General features: G+C 55.3%; 14 protein-coding genes. 5 read left to right on the forward strand and 9 right to left on the reverse strand.

The window, feature by feature from the left end; all coding sequences use genetic code 11:
• The 4 genes from ACTJKB_RS19035 to ACTJKB_RS19050 all read left to right on the forward strand — a co-directional run.
• A partial coding sequence (locus ACTJKB_RS19035; RefSeq protein ID WP_440835968.1) for a DUF6385 domain-containing protein occupies positions 1-429 on the forward strand: 429 nt, incomplete at its 5' end.
• A gap of 142 nt (positions 430-571) precedes the next feature.
• Positions 572-2,641 (forward strand): glycosyltransferase, encoded by a 2,070-nt coding sequence (locus tag ACTJKB_RS19040; RefSeq protein WP_440835969.1) that lies wholly within the window; start codon positions 572-574, stop codon positions 2,639-2,641.
• On the forward strand, positions 2,638-4,185 hold the full coding sequence (locus tag ACTJKB_RS19045) for a glycosyltransferase (RefSeq protein WP_440835970.1): 1,548 nt from the start codon (positions 2,638-2,640) through the stop codon (positions 4,183-4,185). The genes ACTJKB_RS19040 and ACTJKB_RS19045 overlap by 4 nt, the downstream gene beginning before the upstream one ends.
• Before the next feature lie 17 nt (positions 4,186-4,202).
• Positions 4,203-6,263, forward strand: a complete 2,061-nt coding sequence (locus ACTJKB_RS19050; protein WP_440835971.1) for a tetratricopeptide repeat-containing glycosyltransferase family 2 protein — start codon at positions 4,203-4,205, stop codon at positions 6,261-6,263.
• Positions 6,264-6,344: 81 nt separating this feature from the next.
• Here the strand turns inward: ACTJKB_RS19050 and ACTJKB_RS19055 are convergent, their stop codons facing one another.
• The 8 genes from ACTJKB_RS19055 to ACTJKB_RS19090 all read right to left on the reverse strand — a co-directional run bounded on the left by ACTJKB_RS19055 (position 6,345) and on the right by ACTJKB_RS19090 (position 15,058).
• Complete coding sequence (locus tag ACTJKB_RS19055) at positions 6,345-7,097, reverse strand: glycosyltransferase (RefSeq protein ID WP_440835972.1); 753 nt, start codon at positions 7,095-7,097, stop codon at positions 6,345-6,347.
• Positions 7,084-8,412 (reverse strand): hypothetical protein, encoded by a 1,329-nt coding sequence (locus ACTJKB_RS19060; protein ID WP_440835973.1) that lies wholly within the window; start codon positions 8,410-8,412, stop codon positions 7,084-7,086. Before ACTJKB_RS19060 ends, ACTJKB_RS19055 begins: the two co-directional genes overlap by 14 nt.
• Positions 8,409-9,890, reverse strand: a complete 1,482-nt coding sequence (locus tag ACTJKB_RS19065; RefSeq protein ID WP_440835974.1) for a hypothetical protein — start codon at positions 9,888-9,890, stop codon at positions 8,409-8,411. Before ACTJKB_RS19065 ends, ACTJKB_RS19060 begins: the two co-directional genes overlap by 4 nt.
• A gap of 116 nt (positions 9,891-10,006) precedes the next feature.
• On the reverse strand, positions 10,007-11,164 hold the full coding sequence (gene yunB, locus ACTJKB_RS19070) for a sporulation protein YunB (RefSeq protein ID WP_440835975.1): 1,158 nt from the start codon (positions 11,162-11,164) through the stop codon (positions 10,007-10,009).
• Positions 11,165-11,302: 138 nt separating this feature from the next.
• Entirely contained in the window at positions 11,303-11,914 is a 612-nt protein-coding gene (locus ACTJKB_RS19075) for a TVP38/TMEM64 family protein (RefSeq protein ID WP_440835976.1), read from the reverse strand.
• 228 nt (positions 11,915-12,142) lie between these two features.
• Positions 12,143-13,015 (reverse strand): glycine betaine ABC transporter substrate-binding protein, encoded by an 873-nt coding sequence (locus ACTJKB_RS19080; protein ID WP_440835977.1) that lies wholly within the window; start codon positions 13,013-13,015, stop codon positions 12,143-12,145.
• A 13-nt stretch (positions 13,016-13,028) separates the two neighbouring features.
• Entirely contained in the window at positions 13,029-13,862 is an 834-nt protein-coding gene (locus ACTJKB_RS19085) for an ABC transporter permease (RefSeq protein WP_440835978.1), read from the reverse strand.
• On the reverse strand, positions 13,859-15,058 hold the full coding sequence (locus ACTJKB_RS19090) for a quaternary amine ABC transporter ATP-binding protein (protein WP_440835979.1): 1,200 nt from the start codon (positions 15,056-15,058) through the stop codon (positions 13,859-13,861). The genes ACTJKB_RS19085 and ACTJKB_RS19090 overlap by 4 nt, the downstream gene beginning before the upstream one ends.
• Positions 15,059-15,317: 259 nt before the next feature.
• Between ACTJKB_RS19090 and ACTJKB_RS19095 the strand changes: the two genes are divergently transcribed.
• Complete coding sequence (locus tag ACTJKB_RS19095; protein ID WP_440835980.1) at positions 15,318-15,875, forward strand: GbsR/MarR family transcriptional regulator; 558 nt, start codon at positions 15,318-15,320, stop codon at positions 15,873-15,875.
• Between the two features lie 100 nt (positions 15,876-15,975).
• Here the strand turns inward: ACTJKB_RS19095 and ACTJKB_RS19100 are convergent, their stop codons facing one another.
• Entirely contained in the window at positions 15,976-20,985 is a 5,010-nt protein-coding gene (locus ACTJKB_RS19100; RefSeq protein WP_440835981.1) for a carbohydrate binding domain-containing protein, read from the reverse strand.
• Positions 20,986-21,132: the final 147 nt, after the last annotated feature.

A 21,132-nucleotide genomic window follows, 5' to 3' on the forward strand; every position in this document is an offset into this window, starting at 1 on the left:
TCATCGGCGGGTACGGTCACCAACCTCTTAAACGGTACGATTACCAGCGTGCTCGGGGCTACGATTACTGCCGGTACACTCAGCAGCGTAACCTCGATTTCCCAGCGCAGCTTCATTGAACAGGCTACTACCGGCATCACAACAGCCGATGCGCTTACGCCTCTGCCTGCGAACACGACAAGCGTGCTGGGCACTTATTCTTATTTCATCGTGAATACCGGGGCTAATCCTGTAAATACACAGGTGGAGGTAAGTGCGGACGGAACCAATTATTTTGTCGACACAACCGGTAACAATCCGCTTCCTGCCGGATCTGTGGATGTCCTTGTTCCATCCCGGTTCCTCAAGTACACCCGGCTGTCCTATCAATCGTCAACACCGGGTTCAGCATCTACGATCAATGTCATCTTCGATGCTCAGGGAACGTAAGTTATCTATCGGTCATAGTATGTAATGATAAAGAGTGCATGGGTAGCCCATGTACTCTTTGTTCTGTCTGCCTTTACCGGACAACACTCCCATCGTGCATCACAGAACTGTGGGGAAACTGACTCTCCAAGGAGGAACACCCGTGAAAAAGCCCACCCTCGGTGTACATCTCATCATTCGCAATGAAGCAGCCCTTCTCCCCCAATGCCTGGACAGCCTGTCCGGCGCTGCGGATGAAATTGTTATTGTAGATACGGGTTCAACCGATGATTCCTTGAGCGTCGCTGAAGGATACGGAGCCAAGGTATACCGAATGAATTGGAACCATAATTTCTCGGAAGCGCGCAACACCGGGCTGTCCCATGCGCAAACGGATTGGATCCTTGTTATAGATGCCGATGAAATATTGAAGACACCGCTCGGGGAAATTACCGATATGCTCCAGAACACTTCAGCCATGGCTTATACGGTTAACATAGAAAATTGGCTGGGAAGCTCTCCTGAGGAGCGGCTGACGCACAGCGTAATCCGTCTGTTCCGCAATGGAAAAGGGTTCAGATTCGACGGAATCATCCATGAAGGGCTGGACGCCTCCATTATCGGCACGCACGGTGCTTCCGTCATTCACAGCAGCAATATCGAAATCACCCACCTGGGATATTTACCGGGCCTCATGGCCCAGAGGAATAAAGTCAGCCGCAACGAGCAATTGCTGCGCCTTGCGCTGGGGAAAGAGCCAGACAATCCTTTTTACAGCTATAATCTGGCGGTCACCTGCTGTCAGAACGGACGGCTGGAGGAAGCGGCAGAGCTGCTCTGCCATACCATCCAGCAAGCTCCGCTTCAGGTGTCTTACCGTCCTTCGATGATCCGCGATTTAGGTAAAATCTATCTGGCCATGAATAACATGAAGGGGATTGATGCCCTGCTGGCACGGGAATTGCGGCGCTACAGTGATTACCCGGATTTGCATTTCATCCAGGGGCAATCCTGGGAGAGCCAGGGGCTGATCGAACGTGCTTGCCAGTCCTATGAGCGCGCAGCGGCGGGATCGGAAGCTGCGCTAAGTCAAGAAGCTGCCCTCAGTGGAAAATATGTTTCTGAGAAAGGCATGAACAACTTCCGCCCGCTGACCCGTCTGGGAGAGAACTCTCTTCAGCTTGGACACACGGAGGATGCGGCCCGGTGGTTTCACCGTGCCCTTCAGCATCATTCAATGTATGGTCCAGCACTTCAGGGAATAGCTCTAGCCTTCCAGCGCCTGAATGTGCCGGATCCGGAGATTTCCACGCTGTTGATCCAGCTTGCGGGTACAGAGCAGCCAGCCGGGAGAAGTGCGGTAATCCGTGCACTGGAATCCGTCCATGCTTATGAGGCTATTGCCGGATTGCCGCGTGCGGGTTTTCCGCTGGAATGGGAGACATTGCCTGCTATAGTCTCCGCATGGATGATTACCGGACAGCTGCAGGAAGCAGGGACTGCTCTGCGGGAGGCTCTTCCTCTGTTGAAGCAGGAAACAGACAGAGACAGGGATATGACGAGGCGGTTATGGATAATTCATGCCATCTGCCGGTGGCAGGAAGACAGACAACATACAGAATCGTACGGATTTCCGGATGCGCCGGAGCCCTTGCGGTCCGGGCTATTGCTTATTGGTGAAAAGTTGGCGCGCCAAGCTACAGCTCCGGCTGCGCCAGACGATGCCGGTGAGTATTCCCTGGTGGTCACGGAGCTGATCCAGGAAGCGGTTAAACTGCGCAGCTTCGGGCTGGCTGCCGAACTGGCCGGGCTGTTTCCAGAACACCGGGCCGAACTTGCCGAGGCTCTGTATGAGGCGGGCCAGCTGGAGGCCGCAGGGGAGCTTTTGATTACCCTGGCCGCCGGCGGGCAAACGCGGGGGAAGGTTTCTTTTTATCTCGCAGAGATGCTCTTTGATCAAGGCCATTATGGGGAGGCTGCTGAGTGGTTCCGGCACATGCTTGCCACAGCACCAGCGGATAGCCCTTCCCGCATTGGGCTGTCGCTGAGCTACCTTCATCTGGCCAAGCAGGAGCTCGAAGGAGCTGAAGCCCGCTTCCCGGAGATTTATACCCAGGGACCTTTGCAAGAGGACATCGCTGCGATCCATCAGGCCATCGCCGTGCTGAACCGTACTGCCTGGCATACACAGTGGAGTGCTAATCAGAACATTCAGGGGGGAGCCGCAAAATGAGCACACCAAAACACCGCATTTCCCTCTGCATGATCGTCAAGAATGAGGCAGATAATCTGGCACAGTGCCTGGCAAGCGTACGTGGTGTGGCTGACGAAATCGTAGTGGTTGACACCGGATCAACGGACTCTACCGTTCAAATTGCCCGAAGCTTCGGGGCAAAGGTTGTGGCCTTTCCCTGGAGCGGTGATTTTGCCGCTGCCCGCAACGCCGGCCTGAAGCAGGCTCAGGGACACTGGATTCTGGTGCTGGATGCAGACGAGGAGCTGGATCAAGGCAGCAGGGGCGAGCTGCTGCTGTGCGCGGAACATACGGAGTATGAGGCATTTTTTCTGCGGATTCATAATCACTCAGGAACGTCCCGCTCCTCACAGACGATTACCGTGAATCCGATATTGCGGATGTTTCGCAACCGCCCGAATTACCGCTTCAGCGGGATCATTCATGAACAAATCGCCTCGGTTATCGTGCAGGAAACCCCTGCCGCCTCCATGCATTTGAGCACTGTGATGATTCATCATTACGGCTATGCCAATGGCGTGGTGGCCAAAAAGGATAAGATCCGCCGCAATGTCGAGCTGCTGAAGGAGCAGCTGAAGCTGAATCCCGGGGATGCTTTTCATCATTTTAATATGGCTGTCGAATATATGCGGCTCGGGGAGTATGACCCTGCGCTTGAGCATATCCGTACTTCGCTTGAACGGGTGGAGCCGGATACAAGCTATGTCCATCTCCTGTATAAGTACGAAATCCGCTGCCAGGCGGTCAAAGGCAATGTGCAGGAGGCGCTTGCAGCCTGTGAGCGGGGGATTTCGTTATTTCCCGACTACCCGGACCTTCATCACCTAAAAGGCGTACTGCTGCTGCAGTCGGCAGCTTATATGGAAGCCAAAGCCGCGCTTCGGCAAGCGCTGGATATCGGCGTTTCACCACCGGGCTATCACACGGAATCCGGCTGCGGGACGTATGTAACGCTGGCTTTGCTGGGGCAGCTCTGCCAGGAGATTGGCGAAGACTGCGAAGCGGCTGCCTGCTATACCAGAGCCGCCCAGCTTCATCCAGCGCCTTGGCCGCTGATTGCACGGCTGGTGCGCACGCTGAAATGCGCGGGCCGGGAGAACGAGCTGAACGGTTGGCTGGATCTGCATGTTCCCGGAGTTGCAGCGGAGCACCGGAAGCTTGCCGTTCTGCTGTTGAATGAAGGCTGCTTCGAAGCAGCTGCGGCACGGCTGGAAAAGAGTGCCCTTGGGCAAATGGACCCGGGGGCCGCGAATGACAGCTGCGCCTGCGTCCAGTCGCTGCAAAAAACCATTGCCGCTTCTGCCAAAAGCATAAACGGTGAGGATCTGGCCGGCCTGCTGGGTCTGGCTTCGGACATGGCCGCGGGCAGCGCAGGCATGACCGCACACCCGGCATATCAGCGCAGCCGGACCTGGATTCTGCTGGCTGACGTCGCGCTGGCCTCGTTCGCCCCTTCGGCACCCATGCACCCCGCGGCTGGCAGAGCGCGTCTATTGCTCCCGCTTCCACGGGTGACAGACTAGAGAGAGCAGGTGTGAAGATGTCTACCCCGGATGTATCCCTGTGTATGATCGTCAAAAATGAAGCACAGCATCTGGAACGCTGCCTGGCTTCGGTTGCAGGATTGGTGTCGGAGATCATCATTGCTGACACGGGGTCTACCGACAACAGCATGGAGATTGCCCTGAGCCTCGGGGCACAGGTGATTGAAATTCCCTGGGAGGGGGATTTCGCCAAAGCCCGGAACCGGACACTGCGGCAGTCCTCCTGTTCCTGGATTCTTGTGCTTGACGCCGACGAGGCTGCAGACGGCTGGCAGGCTGGTGTCCTGAATGAATTGCTCGGCGCAGAGCAGGTGGACGGCTATTTCCTGCCTTTTATCCATTATGTAGGAGAAGCGGATAGGGGGGACTATGTCACGGATAATGTCTGCCGGCTGTTCCGCAACGATGAACGCATTGTCTTCCAGGGGAGTATCCATGAAGAAGCTGCAAGCAGCATCTGGGCGCTGCCGGACGGAAACATCGCCTACGCAGCAGCGCTTCCTGTCTTGCATTACGGCTACCTGGATGAGGAGCTGCGCCGCAAGAACAAAACAGCCCGCAATCTGGAATTGATCCAAAACGCACTGCAGTATGATCCGGCGAGTATCCCCCTTCAGTACGCGCTGGCGACCGAACATTACCAGCAAGGAGCGTATGGGACTGCCGCTGAACTTCTGCTTCCTTTGCTGAAGACAGCCCCTGCGGGCTCCGGATATCTTGCCGATATTTATATGAAAACGGCTTATGCCCTGCAGGCCAGCGGACGCACTAAAGAGGCCAAAGCCATCTATGAAGCCGGGCTCCGCCAATTTCCCGATTTCACGGATCTGCTGGAGAGCTACGCTGTTCTGCTCCTGGAAGAAGGAGAATTGCAGAAGCCTTACCACCTGCTGAAAATAGCCCTGCAGAGCGGAGACACCTCGCAGAAATATCCCTCCTCCTCCGGCAGCGGGACCAGCCGGACCTGCCTGGTGCTGGGCCTGGTCTGTGAGCGGCTGCTCCGCTATGAGGAAGCGGCGGATTGTTGGGAGCAGGCGATAGGCTATGATGCCGGCTGCGCTGCTGCTTGGGCAGAGCTTGTTCCCCTCTGCCTGCTGGCAGGAGAGGAACAGCGCCTGACTACCTTGACCTGGCAGACCCTTCAGGCCATGCCTTCAGAGCTGCTGGGCAGATGTATCCCTGCAGCACTGAATGCCCATGCCTGGGAATGGCTGCAGGTATTGACCGCTGCACCTCAGCTGCCGGCTCCGGTGCAAGCCATCCTGCGTGTGCTGCCGGAACTGTTCCGGCACACGCAGATGCTGGATGCAGCTGCTGCGGCTCCGCTGGAGCAGCTGCTGCATGAAGGCCCGGAGCAGCCGTGGGTACACGGCTATCTGTGGGCCTGGGCCTGCCGCACCGGCGACGCCGCCGCTGCAGGGGAATGGCTCGCGCGTCTGGCCCCTCTCAGGCCAGGCCTCGCGGAGGTACACCACCGGATAGGGCTGGAATCCGGTGGCGGCGATGCGACATGGCCGCAGCAGAGCCATACGGATCACTCCGGTGATCCGGCAGCGAAACTGGCAGGCCATGCGGATCATCCGGCCGGTCCGGCGGCGGCCCAGCCGTTATCTTTTCCCGGCCTGTCCTACGCTGTACAGCTGCTGCTTCAGGCCGGGGCCTGGAGCAGCCTGCTGAAGCTATACAGGAACACGCCTCCTTCTCAGTTCCAGTGGTGCCACCTGCCTCAGCCGCTGCTGCGCGGACTGCTGCAAGCACCTGCTCCCTTCAGGGAGCAATGGTGCTCTATATACAGTGGTCGTGCGCAGCAATATGGCGGCACACCCTGTGCAGCAGAATGGCTGCTCTATGCAGCTGTAGCCGATTCCTGCGGGAGAGTGCCACAGCTTGATCCGGCTGCAGGGAAGGCGCTGCAGCAATCGGGAAGCGCTGCAGCAGCCTTGGGCCTCAGCTATCATAAGCTGCTGCTGGCGGCAGAAGCTTTTCCCGCCAAGAATCCCCGGGGAAGCATTCCCTGGCTGCTGCTCGTCAGAACGGCTCTCCGCGACGGCTGTTGATGAGGTGAAATGATTCCACGGCATTTCCTGCAAGAGCAATCGGCCAATCCGCTGCTTCCTGCAACTTATTCTCCGCTGCACCTATTCCGGTCTTTCGTGCTCCTGCCTGTCCTGCCACTCCACCAAATTGGGGTTGTCGTCCAAAATAGAGCGGTATTGCTCCAGGCTGCCCCATTTCCCCTCGGGGTCCAGCGCCATGTAGCGTTCATATTTTTGCCTGAGGGCTTCAGGCGGCAGCGCCCAGCCGTAGTGCTTCACACGCAGCTCAGCGAAGAAAGAAGGCAAAACAGCGTAAGACAGCGGCAGACGGGGGACATGGTGATTCATTTGTGGTGTAAAATAATAAAACTGCGGCAGATACCGGACCAGCGTCCGGGTATGCTTCATATGAATGTTCCAGTGCTCATCTTCACGGTAATGCGTCGTACCGCCCCAAAAGTCATGCAGCCGGAACGCCACAGAGTCGTAAGCATCCTGATCAATCAGGCGGCGCATTTCCCGTTTGGCCTCTTCTTCATAGAATTCATCAGCATCCACGGACAGCAGCCAGTCGGGGTCCGTTGACACCGCCAGCTCCCAGAGCGTCCGCCGCAGCTCCCACTCCCGGTTGAACAGTGAGCCTTCCAGTGTCACCAGCTTTGTCACCTTGGCAAATGAATGGCACAGCCGTGCGGTGCCATCCGTGCTGGCGTCATCGACAATGACAATATCGTCCACAAAACCGCTCAGTTCCTCAAGCACTTGTTCCAGATAACGTCCGCTCTCATTCCTTACCTGCATCATAGCGGTAAGACGATTTCCGGAGGTTTTGCGCAGCGGCTTATCCTTGCTCATCATCGGCTCCCCCCTTCAATCGTCCTACTGCTTCCTCCAGGTCGGCCATCTCGGCGAATAATGTCCGCGCCTCTCCGCCCGCGCCTGCCACCCGCAGAAAGCTGCGGATCGCCGCATGTCTTCTGCCATGCAGCAGATGCATCGTACCTTCAATGACCGGAAGTTGAGCACCGCCGTAGGAGGGAATTCCGGTCCCTGCCAGCAGGGCCGTACTTGCGGGCGGCGTCCCGCCACCCTGCAGTACTGCACCGCCAGGCAGCGGGACGGCTCCTGCCTCGCTGCTGCTGAGCGCCGATAGACGTTGAAGCTGCAGCGCTTTTTCCCACTGGAAGGAGGCGATATAATTCTGCAGCAGCAGCGGCTGCGCTTCAGGGCAGGGCAAGTTCTCCAGAACGCGGATCGCCTCCGCGACGTCCTCATTCACGCGGTAAAGTTCCGCCTGAAGCAGTCCGGAGTCTCCACTGTCCAGCCACCTTCTCATCTGCACGGCTGTACTTCTTTCCTCCTCGGTAAATGCCGTGATTTCGTACTGGGCAACCGCCAGCGCCAGATTGCCCTTCTTGGCCTCAATGGCAGAGAAGAAACGGTAGTGCGAGTGAAGGCAATCGGTATAATCATGCAGCAGCATGAGTTCAAAAGATTTCGCCAAATATCGCTCGGCGGCTTCATCTCCCAACAAATATAGATAGGTGGCGGCCAAATAATGCACCGTAGGCTGATGAGGCATCTTCCCGCACATGGACACGTAGAAGTCTGCCCTTAGCCGGCGCTGAATGGCAAGCCAGTCCCCTGCCCCGGTGCAGGCCGGCTGCCACAATCCGGTAAGCGCACGCGTCCAAACCTCCTCATAGTCGGACAGAAAAAACAGCCGTTCTCCCCGCCGGTGCAGCCCGCAGGACAACGGATAATCTCCGCTGAGATAGACCACCTTCGGTCTGCACAGATTTTGCTCGAGGTATAACCGTTCCGAAACCGTGCCTACCAGGTCAGCTCGGGCGGCAAGCAGTGAGCTATATTTTTCCCACATGATCTCGTTCTCGCCTTCCGGACACGGCTCCAGCAGAGCCACTGTGTAGGCCGGCTGCAGGGCCAGCACATCGGGCAGCCAATAGGGGGAAGAGACAAGCAGAGTAAAACTCCCGCCATCCAAAGTATTCAACTCCGTCATGGCCACCGGCCGGATTCCGCTACAGGCTTGCTGCTCAGGCGTCATCCCTCCGGCAAAGCAGATGTCTGCCCGCTCCGGCAAAAGATCCAGCAGTCTTTTATATGGATACTCTTCCCAGGAGACGCGGCTGAGAATCAAATAGTTCATAAGCATACCTCCCCGCCTGCCTGCATGTTGCTGGCATTGAGCTCAGGCGGACCGCCTATATACCCTATAGCCAGGGAAGACCCGGGCGCAAGCAGAAGACTGTAAGGGGGCTCCCCCCTGGTGATGCGGCCCGGGACTATTCCACTCCTGTGTGCAATCCGTTCCAGTGGAAGCTTCTTCGCGGTCGGACCAGGCCATCCATGATCAGATGCAGGCTCCTCCATTGCCGAACCCGTCCGGCTGACCACGAGGTCGGCTGAACCATGCCGGACAGCCCCGGCAATCCGCTCCACATAGTGAGTGTCATAATCAGCGGAAGCAGAGAGATACACTACAATCTCGTTCCCGTATAGGGCGGAGATGTTCTCCAGCGCATGAAGCCAGGATTTCTCGCCTTGAACGGCAATGACGGCATCCTGCTCCCGCACAGCAACTTCCGGGAGAGCTTCACTGCGGATGTCCCTGACCCAGACCCAGCGGATATTGCCGTAGCTCTGCTGGTCCTGCAGCCGCTGCCGGGATCTAAGAGACTGCCCGGAAGTAAGTAATCCATCGGAAAAGACGACCGCTGTAACGAGCGGAACCGGGGCAACCGCTGATCTCCCAAGCGGTATCCCGGGTCTTGGCAGCAAAATGGATACATCCGCAGGCACCGGAAGAATACCCGCATCTGTATCCATCTTCACTGCACTGGCATCCAGTCCCCATTTGGCCAGGTAGGCCTGCTCTCCTTCCTGCTTGCCCCCGTGATCCGCTTCTAGAGGATGGAGCGAATGAACGTACACGGCATCACTCAGCGCAAGACGAATCCCCAGCTGCCGGGCCCGGAGGCACCAGTCGGCCACCATCAGCTGCCGCCGGACAAGTCCCGGATCGAACCCGCCGATCCGCAGCAGCAGTTCCCGCGTGAAGATCAGGCAGGAGCCGCCCAGCACCTCCACCTCATGCCAGCCACCCTGCTGTCGTCCCAGGGTATGGCTGACATAAGCGGACAATTCCAGATCGGTGCCAAAATGCAGCTGCTCCCTCCCCTCCCCAAGTTCTGTAGAGGAGCGGGGCGCAATGACCTGGACAGCCGGATCATCGATTGAAGGCCACAGCAGATGGCCAATCCAGCCCGGAGATACCATCACCGTATCTTCAATCAGCGCGACATAAGGGGTCACGGCATAAGCCAGGGCTTCGTTCACCCCATGATTTCCGGATTCATACGGAATAAAGGTCACCCCCGAAAAAGCCTCCGCCAAGGGCGGCAGCAGGAAATCCCGATCCATGGCAACACCAATCAATGTAACGGAAGCACCGGAATGCTGCTGAAGAAGATTCAGGCATTCCGCAGCCCACCCGGCATGACGCAGCTGGACCACCAGAGTTACGCCGTCTTTCAACGGTAGTGGAAGCAATCCTTCCTGCTCCAAGTACCTATATCTGCCCGCCAGACGTTCTATGCTGGCAGAATAATTAGTTTCATATGTCATCAGGGCTCACTCTCCATTTAGGTAAAAATGATGCTGCCTAAAGTGTATGAGCCAAATGTCTGGTATATCCCTCTCATTTAAGATAAACTTTCAGGCGGAACGAATCCGGAATGATTTCACGGACTGCCGGGTGCACCGATGCCGCTGCCTGTCTCATCTCCCGTAGGGCTGGTATTCTGTGTTCCGGAATTCGTAGAATCGTCAGTTTCGCCTGTGGAACTGTTATTTCCTGGGTTGTCTCCGCTTGGTACCGATGGTCCTGGCTGGCTCCCGCCTGTGGAAGGAGCGGGGATGGCAATTCCAGGCGCGTTGCTGCCGTTCTCTCCGACTGGCTGACCCTGGTTATCGTAGTAGTACATCGGGACATCGCCCACCACCATCAGATAGGAAACGGGAATTTCCGTATCCACAACCTGGGGTTCTACATCGAACGGGATAATGACTGCCACTTCTGTGACGATATGAATATAGACCTCGACCAGAATCATATTAATTCCGGCATCCTGCTGGCGGGTGTTCAGCTCCACCTTCACCGCACCTTGCGGTTCGATCTTGACCGGCACATTCGGACCGTAGGAAGCAATTAGCGAGCTTCCCAATGCCTGGCCGAGCGGAATATGCTCCGTCTGATTGTGCAGCTCCTTCAACGTGGATTGTATCACCTCTGCCGCCTGTGAGGTAATGCGCATATGCTCCTTATAATTAAGCATGAAGCCTGATATTTTACCGTTCTTGTCCGTTTTCCAGTCAATCAGTGCTTCGGCGTTTCCCTTGTCGGCTACTTGAGAGGTGATCGCCTTATTGATCGATTCCGTGGCAATCTGCTTCACACGGATTTGTGCCAAATGAAGAATAGGCGGCCGCAAATGCTTTTCCACATAACGCAGGCTCTGCATGACCGACAGAATAAGCACCAGACTGAAAATAATCCAGAATCTGCCCCGATTACGCGGTTTCTGACTCGGTCCCTTCGAAACAGAGGCCGTATTCCTTCTCTTCATCCGGCCCGGCAGACGAAGAAGATTGCTGCGCTTCGGCTCTCCATACCGTATCCCTTGAACGGACAGCCGGCCGCCCGCTTTGGAGGGCTTGGCCCGGAATGCCCGACTTGCGCCTGCAAGTCTTGGGATTCCATCCTTCGCTGGCCTGGCCTTGAACGCCGGGCTTCGTCCCGCGGCTCTCGGAATGCCGTCCCAGCTGAGCTTGGGTAGCCGCAGCCGCCGCAAACCCGGGACTCTTGCGCTTCGGCTCCCCCATTTTTTAATTCTGCCCATCCCCTCTGTCCCTCCCCGCCTTCCCGGAGGTCAAGCCGCCTCCGGTTACTATAGGCTATTCGGGAACGGTAAAAAAAAGAAGAATGTTCCCCGGGTACATTCCCGTAAGAAACATTCCTCATTATTTTGCCACGATCGCTATTCCATCCGGCTCCGCTTATCCTCCTGCAGATGTCCCCAGTGGCGGCGGATAAAGATAGCAATAAGAACAACGACAAATACTCCATACCAAGTCAGGAATCCGTTCCATTCCTCTCTGGGTACAACAAGTGTTGAACTGATCGTTCCGAACAGCCAGATATAAGAAAGATTGCCAAGAACCGTCCCCCAGATAAAAGCCGGTACTTTAATCGGCGACACCGCCGACATGAAGTTAATAATATTACTGGGCACGACCGGGACCGTCCGCAGCAGCACCAGTGTCCAGATACCATAGCGGTCCAGGTAGCGCTGCCACTTGTCATACCGCTTCAGCTTGGAGCGCCATTTCCGGTCGAACCAGTCGAAGAGAAACCGCCGAAAGAGGAAGTAGGTGAGGATTGCCCCTAAATTGCAGGCCAGCCAACTGATGACCATTCCTCCGATTACATTAAATACAGACACATGAAGGACAATAAGGATCGCCAGGGGGAAAAATCCGAACAGACTCTGCAGTACCGCTAGCGGAATGGTGACGAACAGGATATACGGTCCGCTGAGTCCGAGTGTTTGCAGCAGCCAATCGATCCAGGCATTAATGGTCTCTGTCATGGAGCAGCCTCCTTTCTTACATCCTTGGACCGACGTGAATCATAGAAATTCTTATATTTCAAGAAAAACACCCCTTACGGGGTGTCTAATAAATGAATCTGCTTAGTGCATATATTATATGTAGGAACAGAATCTTAGCGTACAAGTTACAAAATTGTAGCCTTATGTTCCATACATCATAGCATACATTTTTAGCTGCTGCAAAATTCCGCAGATTCAAAAGAACGGTTATTCGATCCCGGCTATCCAGCTGTTCACTTGATTCTCATGTTCGGAAACCCAGACCTTCGCCGCGTCCTCCGGTGACCTGCCTCCCTGGATATCCACCATTACCTGTGCCATATCCTCAGCTGTCCATTGAAACTGGTCCAGGAACCGGTAGACTGCCGGCATGTCCTCCTTCAGGCCTTTGCGGACCATGGTGTGAATCTGCTCAGTTCCGCCATAGATACCCTGCGGGTCTTCCAGGTACTTCAGGTCCATATTGGCGAACATCCAATGCGGCGTCCAGCCGGTGACGACAATCGGCTGATTGTCCGCATAAGCCTTTTGCAGCTCCTGCGCCATCGCGGCCGAAGAGCTCTCCAGCAGGGTATATTCGCTCAGTCCGTAGGCGTCTACCGCTTTTTGACTCGAGGTCATGATACCGGCACCCGGCTCAATCCCGATAATCTGGTGGTTCAGGGACTTCGCCACCTCGGTATTCTTCAGATCCTCAATAGACTTTATGTTCATATAAGCCGGAACAGCAAGCCCGGTTTTGGTCCCTTCAAGATTAGGACCCAAATCCTCGATGTCCTTCCCGTATTTCTCCAGATAAGAGGCGTGTGTACCCGGCAGCCAGGCGGCTACCATGCCATCGGCACTGCCGTCTGCAATTCCCGCCCACATCGGGCCGGCATCGACCTGCAGCATTTCCACTGTGGCTCCCAGCTTGGACTCCAGCACCTCTTTGACCACGTTCGTGCTGGCAATTTCCGAATCCCAGGCCACATAGGCCAGCTTTACGGTTGGATTACCCTTCGATGAATTGGACACACAGCCAGTAACGACTGCTACTATTATAGTCAGCATAAGTATACCCCATGTTTTTTTCTTCATATGAATAACACTCCTATCCGTTTTTGGGTTTAACCAGTTTTTGTGTCATGCGGTCAAGCAGAATCGCGATAATCACGATGGCAATCCCTGCTTCAAAGCCCGCACCCGTCTTGGCTTGTGACACAGCCCGGTATACATAGGCGCCTACGCCCTGCGCTCCGATCATTGACGAGATCACGACCATCGACAACGAGAGCATGATGGTCTGGTTAACACCAGCCATAATAGTCGGCAGCGCAATCGGCAGCTGCAGCTTATACAGCTTCTGGCCCGCTGTTGAGCCGAACGCATCTGCGGCTTCCACCAGTTCCGGGGAAACCTGACGGATGCCCAGATTAGTCAGGCGGATGGTAGGCGGTATGGCAAAAATAATGGAAGCAATCACACCGGGAACCACACCGAGTGAAAAGAAAGATACTGCAGGCAGCAGATAGACAAACGCCGGCATGGTCTGCATGAAGTCCAGTACCGGGGTCACTGTATTCTGCACTCCGTTACTCTGCGCGCAAAGCACGCCAAGCGGTACGCCGATCAGCACCGCCAGCACCGAGGCCGTCAGCACAAGTGCAAGGGACTGCATTGACGGTCCCCAAAGACCGAGATTGTCGATCAGCAGCAGTCCGGCAAGGGCAAAGAGCGCCATACGCCATTTGCCAATCCAATAGGCCAGTGCCGTAATGATCACAATTAGAACTAGGGCTGGAAGAATAGTAAGGGCCGTCTCGATGCCGCCCACCATTCCGCCGATAACCATATGAATGAAGTCGAACAAGGGACCCAGATAAGTGGTCAGCCAGTTCTCCAGCCATTCGACTGCTTTGCCCAGAGGCAACTTAGGAATATTCACCGAATTCCATCTCCTTCCGGAACCGCATTGCCTGCCAGTGCAGACAATACAGCCCCTTTAATCACAATGCCCTTGAGCTTGTTGCCCTCATCTACAACAGCCACTGGCAGGTGCGTCTCAGACATGAGTTCAAACAGATCATTCAGCAGTGTATCCGGAGATACACGCGGAATCTCCCGGCGCATCACCTCAAGGATGGACTTGTTCTCCTTGAGCGCCTGCGCTGCATCCTCCGCCGTGACCACACCCTGCAGCTTCATTTCTTTGTCAGCTACATACAGGCTGGACACGCCGCTGTCCCGCATCAATTGCAGCGCAACGCGCGGACCGCGCTCGGGCCGGATCATTTCCGGCTGGCGCATCACATGGGCTGCGGTCAGCACCTTGGACAAGTCGACATCCTCAACAAATCGTTCTACATATTTATTGGCAGGCTGGATCAGAATCTCTTCCGGCGTGCCGATCTGCACAATCACGCCATCCTTCATCAGGGCGATGCGGTCACCAATGCGCAGGGCCTCATCCAGATCATGCGTAATGAATACTATCGTCTTCTTCATCTTGGACTGCAGCTCCAGCAGTTCCTGCTGCATATCCTTGCGGATCAGCGGGTCCAGCGCACTGAAGGCCTCATCCATCAGCAGAATATCCGGATCATTTGCAAGTCCGCGTGCAAGGCCCACCCGCTGCTGCATGCCACCGCTGAGCTGATCAGGTCGGTGATGCTCCCAGCCTTTTAGGCCTACGAGCTGCAGAGCTTCCATGGCAAGCCGGGTTCTTTCTTTTTTCTCTACCCCTTGCACTTCAAGACCGTATTCAGCATTTGCCAGCACGCTGCGGTGCGGGAACAATGCGAACTTCTGGAACACCATTCCGATATTCTTGCGGCGGAACTGGCGCAGCTGCTCAGGATTCATTTTGACAACATCTATGCCTTTAAAAAGCACCTGTCCCCCTGTGGGCTCTATCAAACGGTTCAATAACCGGACTAGTGTGGATTTGCCGCTACCCGACAATCCCATAATGACAAATATTTCTCCTTCTTCGATGCGGAAATCCGCCTTGTTGACACCAACCGTCAGCTTGGCTTCCTGGGCGATTTTCTCTTTAGACCATCCTTGTTCTAATAATGGAAGAGCCCGTCCCGCATCATGACCAAACACCTTGGTTAACTGCTTCACCTCAATAATTGCCATGGTGGCCTCCTTCTTCCGGCTAGCAAATTTTCTGGCTTGCTTCACTCGAACAAGTGTACCTGACATGTGAAAAGCGACGCAAAGTTCATATACACTTAAAATTTAGTGTACAGTTTTAACTTTACGTACTTTATGTATAGAATACTCTGTTTAACGGCAAATCCCGTTCCTGACGAATTCTTTACTTATGGACAGGGATTTGATTACAATACACAATAGAGGTTTGCAGTCATTAGCCTACACCTCAGGAGGGACCTTTATGAAGGATTTAGAAGGGCTTGCGCCCGAACAAGCAGAGCGAATCAGCAAAGCCCGGGAACGCGTTATTGATTCCATCGGCAAAAATATGGATTTGTACGGTATTACACTGTCCATTGGGCATTTATACGGTTATATGTACTTCAATCAGGGTCCTGTAACACTGGACGAGCTAAGCCGGACGATGGGAATGAGCAAGACATCCATGAGTACAGGGGTGCGCACCCTGCTGGATCTGAAGATGATCGACAAGGTATGGGGAAAAGGGACCCGCAAGGATCTATTCGAGGTTGTTCCTGACTGGCATCAGAATTTCAGCGACTACTTCTCTATTAAATGGAGAAAAGCCGTCGAAGGAAATATGACCGCACTCGGCAAATCGCTTCACGAAATCCAGCTTATGAAGAGTGAGTATGCAGATGAACCGGCTATGGAGCAGCTGCTACGTACCGATGAAGTCAAGATTGAAGAAGCGATTAAATATTACCGCTGGCTGCTGAAGCTGATTGAAGCACTGGAAACCGGCAAAATTTTCGAACTGATTCCTAAAGAATCTTAGGGCATTCTGCATCATATCCCTCATATCCACGCAAATAAACAGCCGAGATCCTGAATCACAGGACTTCGGCTGTTTGACGTTTATGGAATAATTATGCCCCTTACAGAACCTCTGCCAAGCTTACATTATCGATGAAAATATGATGGCCTGCCTGTATCGCACTGTTGGTGCTGTCACTGTTGCCTGCAATCAGACCCATGAGGAAGACCAGATGCGCTCCGGCATCCGTGCTGCCCGCCATGGTGAAAGTGTAGCTGTAAGTGCTCATGCTGCCCGTCAATGCGACAGCTTTTGCCGGTAAATATTTCGTGTAATCCCCGCCCTTATGCTCCACAGCAACTTCAATCAAACGGTCCACATCGGAGCGGGCTTCAAAACTCAGCGTATACGTCTTGCCCTGCACCAGCTTCAAATTGGCATAATCCACCTGGGCACTATAGTTGGCTGTTCCCGTACCCGTCAACGCAACAGACAGTTCTCCGTTCACCGCAGCAGCAGAACCGGTGCCATCGAAGTATTGTGTCCATCCAGAGAGGCCTTTTGCCGCATCAAAGACTCCATTATCCAGCGTACCGCTGGCGGGTTGCACAGGTGCACCACCCCCGCCATCCACTTCTGTAACCCTGATGTCGTCAAAGGAGAGCGTATGCGGTGTGCTATTCGCCGTCTTGTCGTCTCCCATGGCCGCACCGATCAGGTAATTCAGCTTCAGCGGGCTATTGTTATCCACGGTAAATTGCGCGCTGTAGGTCGCCCAGGTCGCGGAAACCTCGAACTTCGCCTGCGACGCTGCAGCAGAGGTGCCGCTGTACTCCACGATAATTTGTCTTGGAACGGTCGACTTGGCTTTGAAGCTGAGCTCATAGGTCTTGCCGGCCTGGAGCGGAATGCCCTCCTGGAAAAACTGCGTATGCCAGGCGGCCGTTCCGGCAACAGAAATCCCTATCTCCGCAACACCCTCATTGACGTTAAACGAAGATACCCCGCCTTCCCCGGACCAGGTAGACCATCCGCTTTTACCGCTGGCAAATGAACCGTTCACGACCAGATTGTTGTCATTCGCCAAAATAGTCTGGGATACGGCAGCACTGACATAGCCATCCGCTTCCACCGAAATGATATAGCTGCCTTCAGCCGGGAAAGCAGCTGCGGCTATCGTAATTTTGCCTGCTTCTACGGTGTACTGCCCCACCGCAAGCGCAGTGCCGTTCACCTTCACCGTCTTGATGCTGCTCCGCCAGGCTGCATTCTCAGTGAAAGTCAGTTCTACCGGCTGGGATACCCGATTGTTCGTGCTGTCTCCGAGCAACTCCTGCGGCTTGGCCGGCGCATTCTTGATCTCCAATTTCACATTGTCGATCACCAGCTCATGCGCCTGCGCGACACTCACACCATCCACCTTGCCCAGCAGGAATTTCAGGGACAGGGTATCGTTAATCCCTTGACGGAATTCGAATCTGTAGTGTGCGGTATCCGGTGTAACCTTCACGATCTGGGCAAAAGAAGGCTGATACGAAGCATTCTCCGCAGTGATACTAATTTTCCGGGCAACACTTGAACTCGCATCGAATTCAAGGACGTAATCCAGACCACTGGCAACCTTCAGCCCATTCTGGAACAGCATCACCGAGTAGGGTTGGCTTCCTGTATTGGTAATCTGAAATGTAGCTGCCCCGTTCGTAACCGCAGCGTTGCTTGCTCCGCCCTGCTCCGTCAGCAGCCGCTCCCAGCTGTTAAAGCCGAAGCTGAAATCCCCGTTCACCAGCGGGTAATAAACCAGCGAAGGATCATAGTAGAAGCTGGTCCGCACCAGCAGGAAGTTATCCAGCTGGATGGTGCCTGCGGCTCCGCCAAGATGGAGTACAAATTGTCCCAGCGTATCGGTTGCTCCGGCGAGATCAGGGAATACAGCCTCCACCTGCTGGGCCCCATTCTTCAGAGGGATTGTCTTAGAAGCGTAGACCGTGCCATCTCTGCCCTGCAGCTCAATTACTGCAGTGCGCGGGGAAGGCACCTCCGCGTCAAAGGTAAGCTTATAATCCTGATCCTGCACCAGGAATATCCCTTTCTGCAGCAGACGGACATCGGAGTCCCCACTGCCAGAACCGCTGATCTGCAGGTTTAAGCGGCCTGCATCGTCCACCTTCGGGCTGACCGCTGCTCCTCCGGCGGCTTCGGCATGCCAGTAGCTGAGCCGGTTCGGCTCGCCCAGATCAAAAGTGCCGTTGTACAGATGGTTGCCGCTGCCCAGCGGCGTTTTGGCCCGGTCATGATCGAATGGAATACTGTCGATCTCTTCGAGCCGCGCGTTGCCGAACCACACCGGGGAAGCATTAGTACCCAAGTTGAATTCTACCCGGGCGGCAATGTCGGAGTTCTCCTTCATCTGGAACATGGTTTCGAAATGCTTCAGCGATGAAGTCAGCTCGGCCTTAAGAGATGGTGAATAGGCCTGATAACCACGGGATTCTCCGCCCGTCAGCCGGACGCTGATATTCCGCGAAGTATCCGTCTTCGCGTCGAAGCTGAGCTTGTAGGTTCTTCCCTTGGCCAGCGACACTATGGCCTGTGGCTGAATGGAATATGAATTGCCCCCAGGGCTGGTTATATTCACCTTAAGGTAATTCTTCCCGCCAATCGGATCAAGCGATACCGCCGCTTCCGCTCCGGCTTCCTTATACAGCACCCAATGGGCGGTATTCGGGATGCCCATTCCGGCATCGCCCCCCGTCTGCTCGGTGAATCCGTTGTTATGAATCAGGTTGCCATCTGCAAGCGGCGGCAGTGAACCTTCAAGATACGGCTCCTTCGCAATCGTGACCGGTACCGGCTCGCGGTAAGGGCGGCCTGTCAACTCGTAGACTCTGACGTAATCGATTTCCATGGTCTGCGGAAATACCGTCTCCGCTGTAGGGTTGCCGTCGAAATTTCCACCCACCGCCAGGTTCATCAGCAGATGAAACTCCTGGTTGAACGGTGCCGGATAAGCGTTGTTCGCCGGCTGGCCGTTACTTAGGCTATACCAGTCATTTTTGGTGGAATACAGTACGCCGTCCACATACCAGCGGATTTCCCCCGGCTCCCATTCCATGGAATAGGTGTGGAACTGCTCAATCGTTGAGTTCCCCGGCAATACATATTCCTTGCCTGAATATACATTGTCAGGCCACTGGGCGCCGTAATGGATCGTACCCGCGACCGTGCCTGGCCGGCTGCCCCAGCTTTCCATAATATCGATTTCTCCGGAGGCCGCCCATGAACCGTAGACATAGTTCTCCGGCAGCATCCAGATCGCCGGCCAGTAGCCTTTGCCTACAGGCGCTTTAGCCCGGATTTCGAATTTACCGTATTTCTTGCTGAACAAATTCTTCGTTTTGATCCGGGAGGAGGTGTATTCCTTGCCTCCCTGTGCTTCTTTACGGGCCGTAATGATCAGCTTCCCGTCCGCTTCCTTCACATTTTTCGCTTCATTGGTGTACCATTCCAGCTCATTGTTGCCCCAGCCCGGATTGCCGACTGCCGTGCCGTCCCCGAGGTCATAGGTCCACTTCGCCGGGTCTATGGTATTGTCGTTGAACTCGTCATTCCACACCAGCGTCCAAGGATCGGCCGCAGGAGTTGGAGTTGGCTTAGCCGTTGGTGTGGCTGTCGCGGTCGGCGTAGCCGTTGCGGCCGGTGTAGCCGTTGCGGTTGGCGTGACCGTGCCGGATGACCCGGCCGGTCCCTGAGTCGCGGCTGGCGTTAAGGTAACTGTACCGCTGCTGCCCTGCTTCAGCGGAACGCCGCCGGCGGTAACGCCTTCAGCGTTGTTCAAGACAGCGCCGAAGGTGCCGCTTCCCTGAAGGGAAGTGCCCTTGGCAGTCGCGGCAAGCAGCAGCTCTGCGACCCGGGCATCATCTGCCAGCATAACCTGGCTCGGACTGCCCAGGGTTAGCTTGCTTACCTTGCCGGAGAGCATCAGTCTAAGGCCGCCATTAACTGATCCTGCTGTGGAGACAGCAGAGAAGCTGCCTTTTAACGCTGCTGCCTTTACACCGTTTATGATTTCCACATCTGTGAAGCCCGCTCCTGTCAGTCCATTCTCCTCAAGCGTAGCTCCCGAATTCAGCTGCACCGTTCCAACCGAGGTGGTGCCGCTGGCATAAATGCGGATTTTCCCATCAGGCTTGGCAGCCTGCACTCTGCCTATCTCACTGTTCTGGAGACCTACGCTATGCTCACCGCCGCCGCGGATAAAGGTTGTGCCCGTCACTTTTACCCCTTCAAGCAGGGCATTACCTTCACCAATTCCCTCTGTGAGGTAGAGATTCCCCTCAATCACGGTGTCTTTTAGTGTGATCCCGGCTTGGTTCAGCACCACATTTCCTTGCACCTTTCCAAGTGTAACTTCCCCTTTAGAGCGCAGCAGCCCCGGCACCATCCGATCTGCAAGGACTGCGAGCTCCGCACGGGATATTCTTCCCTCCGGCTTGAACAAGCTGCCCGGATAGCCCTTAATATATCCCGCGGCCGCAAGTGCCGCCGCTGCTTCCCCTACCTCGCTGTCCACTCCGCTCAAATCGGTGTAAGCCGTTTGCCCTCCCGCTTCCAGCTTGAAAATCTTCTGCAAAGCCACGGCCGCTTCGGCACGCGTTAACGGAGCTGCGGGTGACAGATGATTGTCCTTGCCCGTGCTTAAGTAGCCTGCCGCGATGCCTTTGGCAATATCGCTCCTGTACCATGCAGATGCAGGTACATCAGCAGGGAGGGTGGCAGCTTCCACGGTGTAGTTAAAGATGCGGTTGATCATCACGGCAAATTCCGCTTTCGTCACCGGAGCATTGGGCCGGAACGTGCCGTCCCCATAGCCGCTGACAACTCCATTCCCGCTCCAGCGCTGAACCCCACGGGCTGCCCAGCTACCCGCCGGCACATCAGTAAACGCTTTCAATATATCGTAGCCGGATGGATTTCCCTCCGCTGCCGTTACGCGGTTTGTCTGCAAAGCTGAATCATTCTCTGCCGTCTGACCGGAGGCAGCTTCTGCGCGGCCCCCGCCGCTACCCAGCGGTGACAAAAGCCCTGAGGCCAGAACCATGGCAGCAAGCAGACCGGATACCTTTTTCTTCATCCTTTTTATTCCTCCCCGAAGTCCTATTGTTCATTCGCGCGAAAATCGAAATCGGTTTCGAAAATACCCGCACCAACACACTCTAATCCGTGCAATCCATGCCAGCCCGCGTACTTCTCATACAATAACCGTTTGACTTGCTACGGC

Origin of the sequence: Paenibacillus sp. 22594, assembly GCF_052044425.1 — a bacterium.
In the GTDB taxonomy this organism is placed as follows: Bacteria; Bacillota; Bacilli; order Paenibacillales; family Paenibacillaceae; genus Paenibacillus_AQ.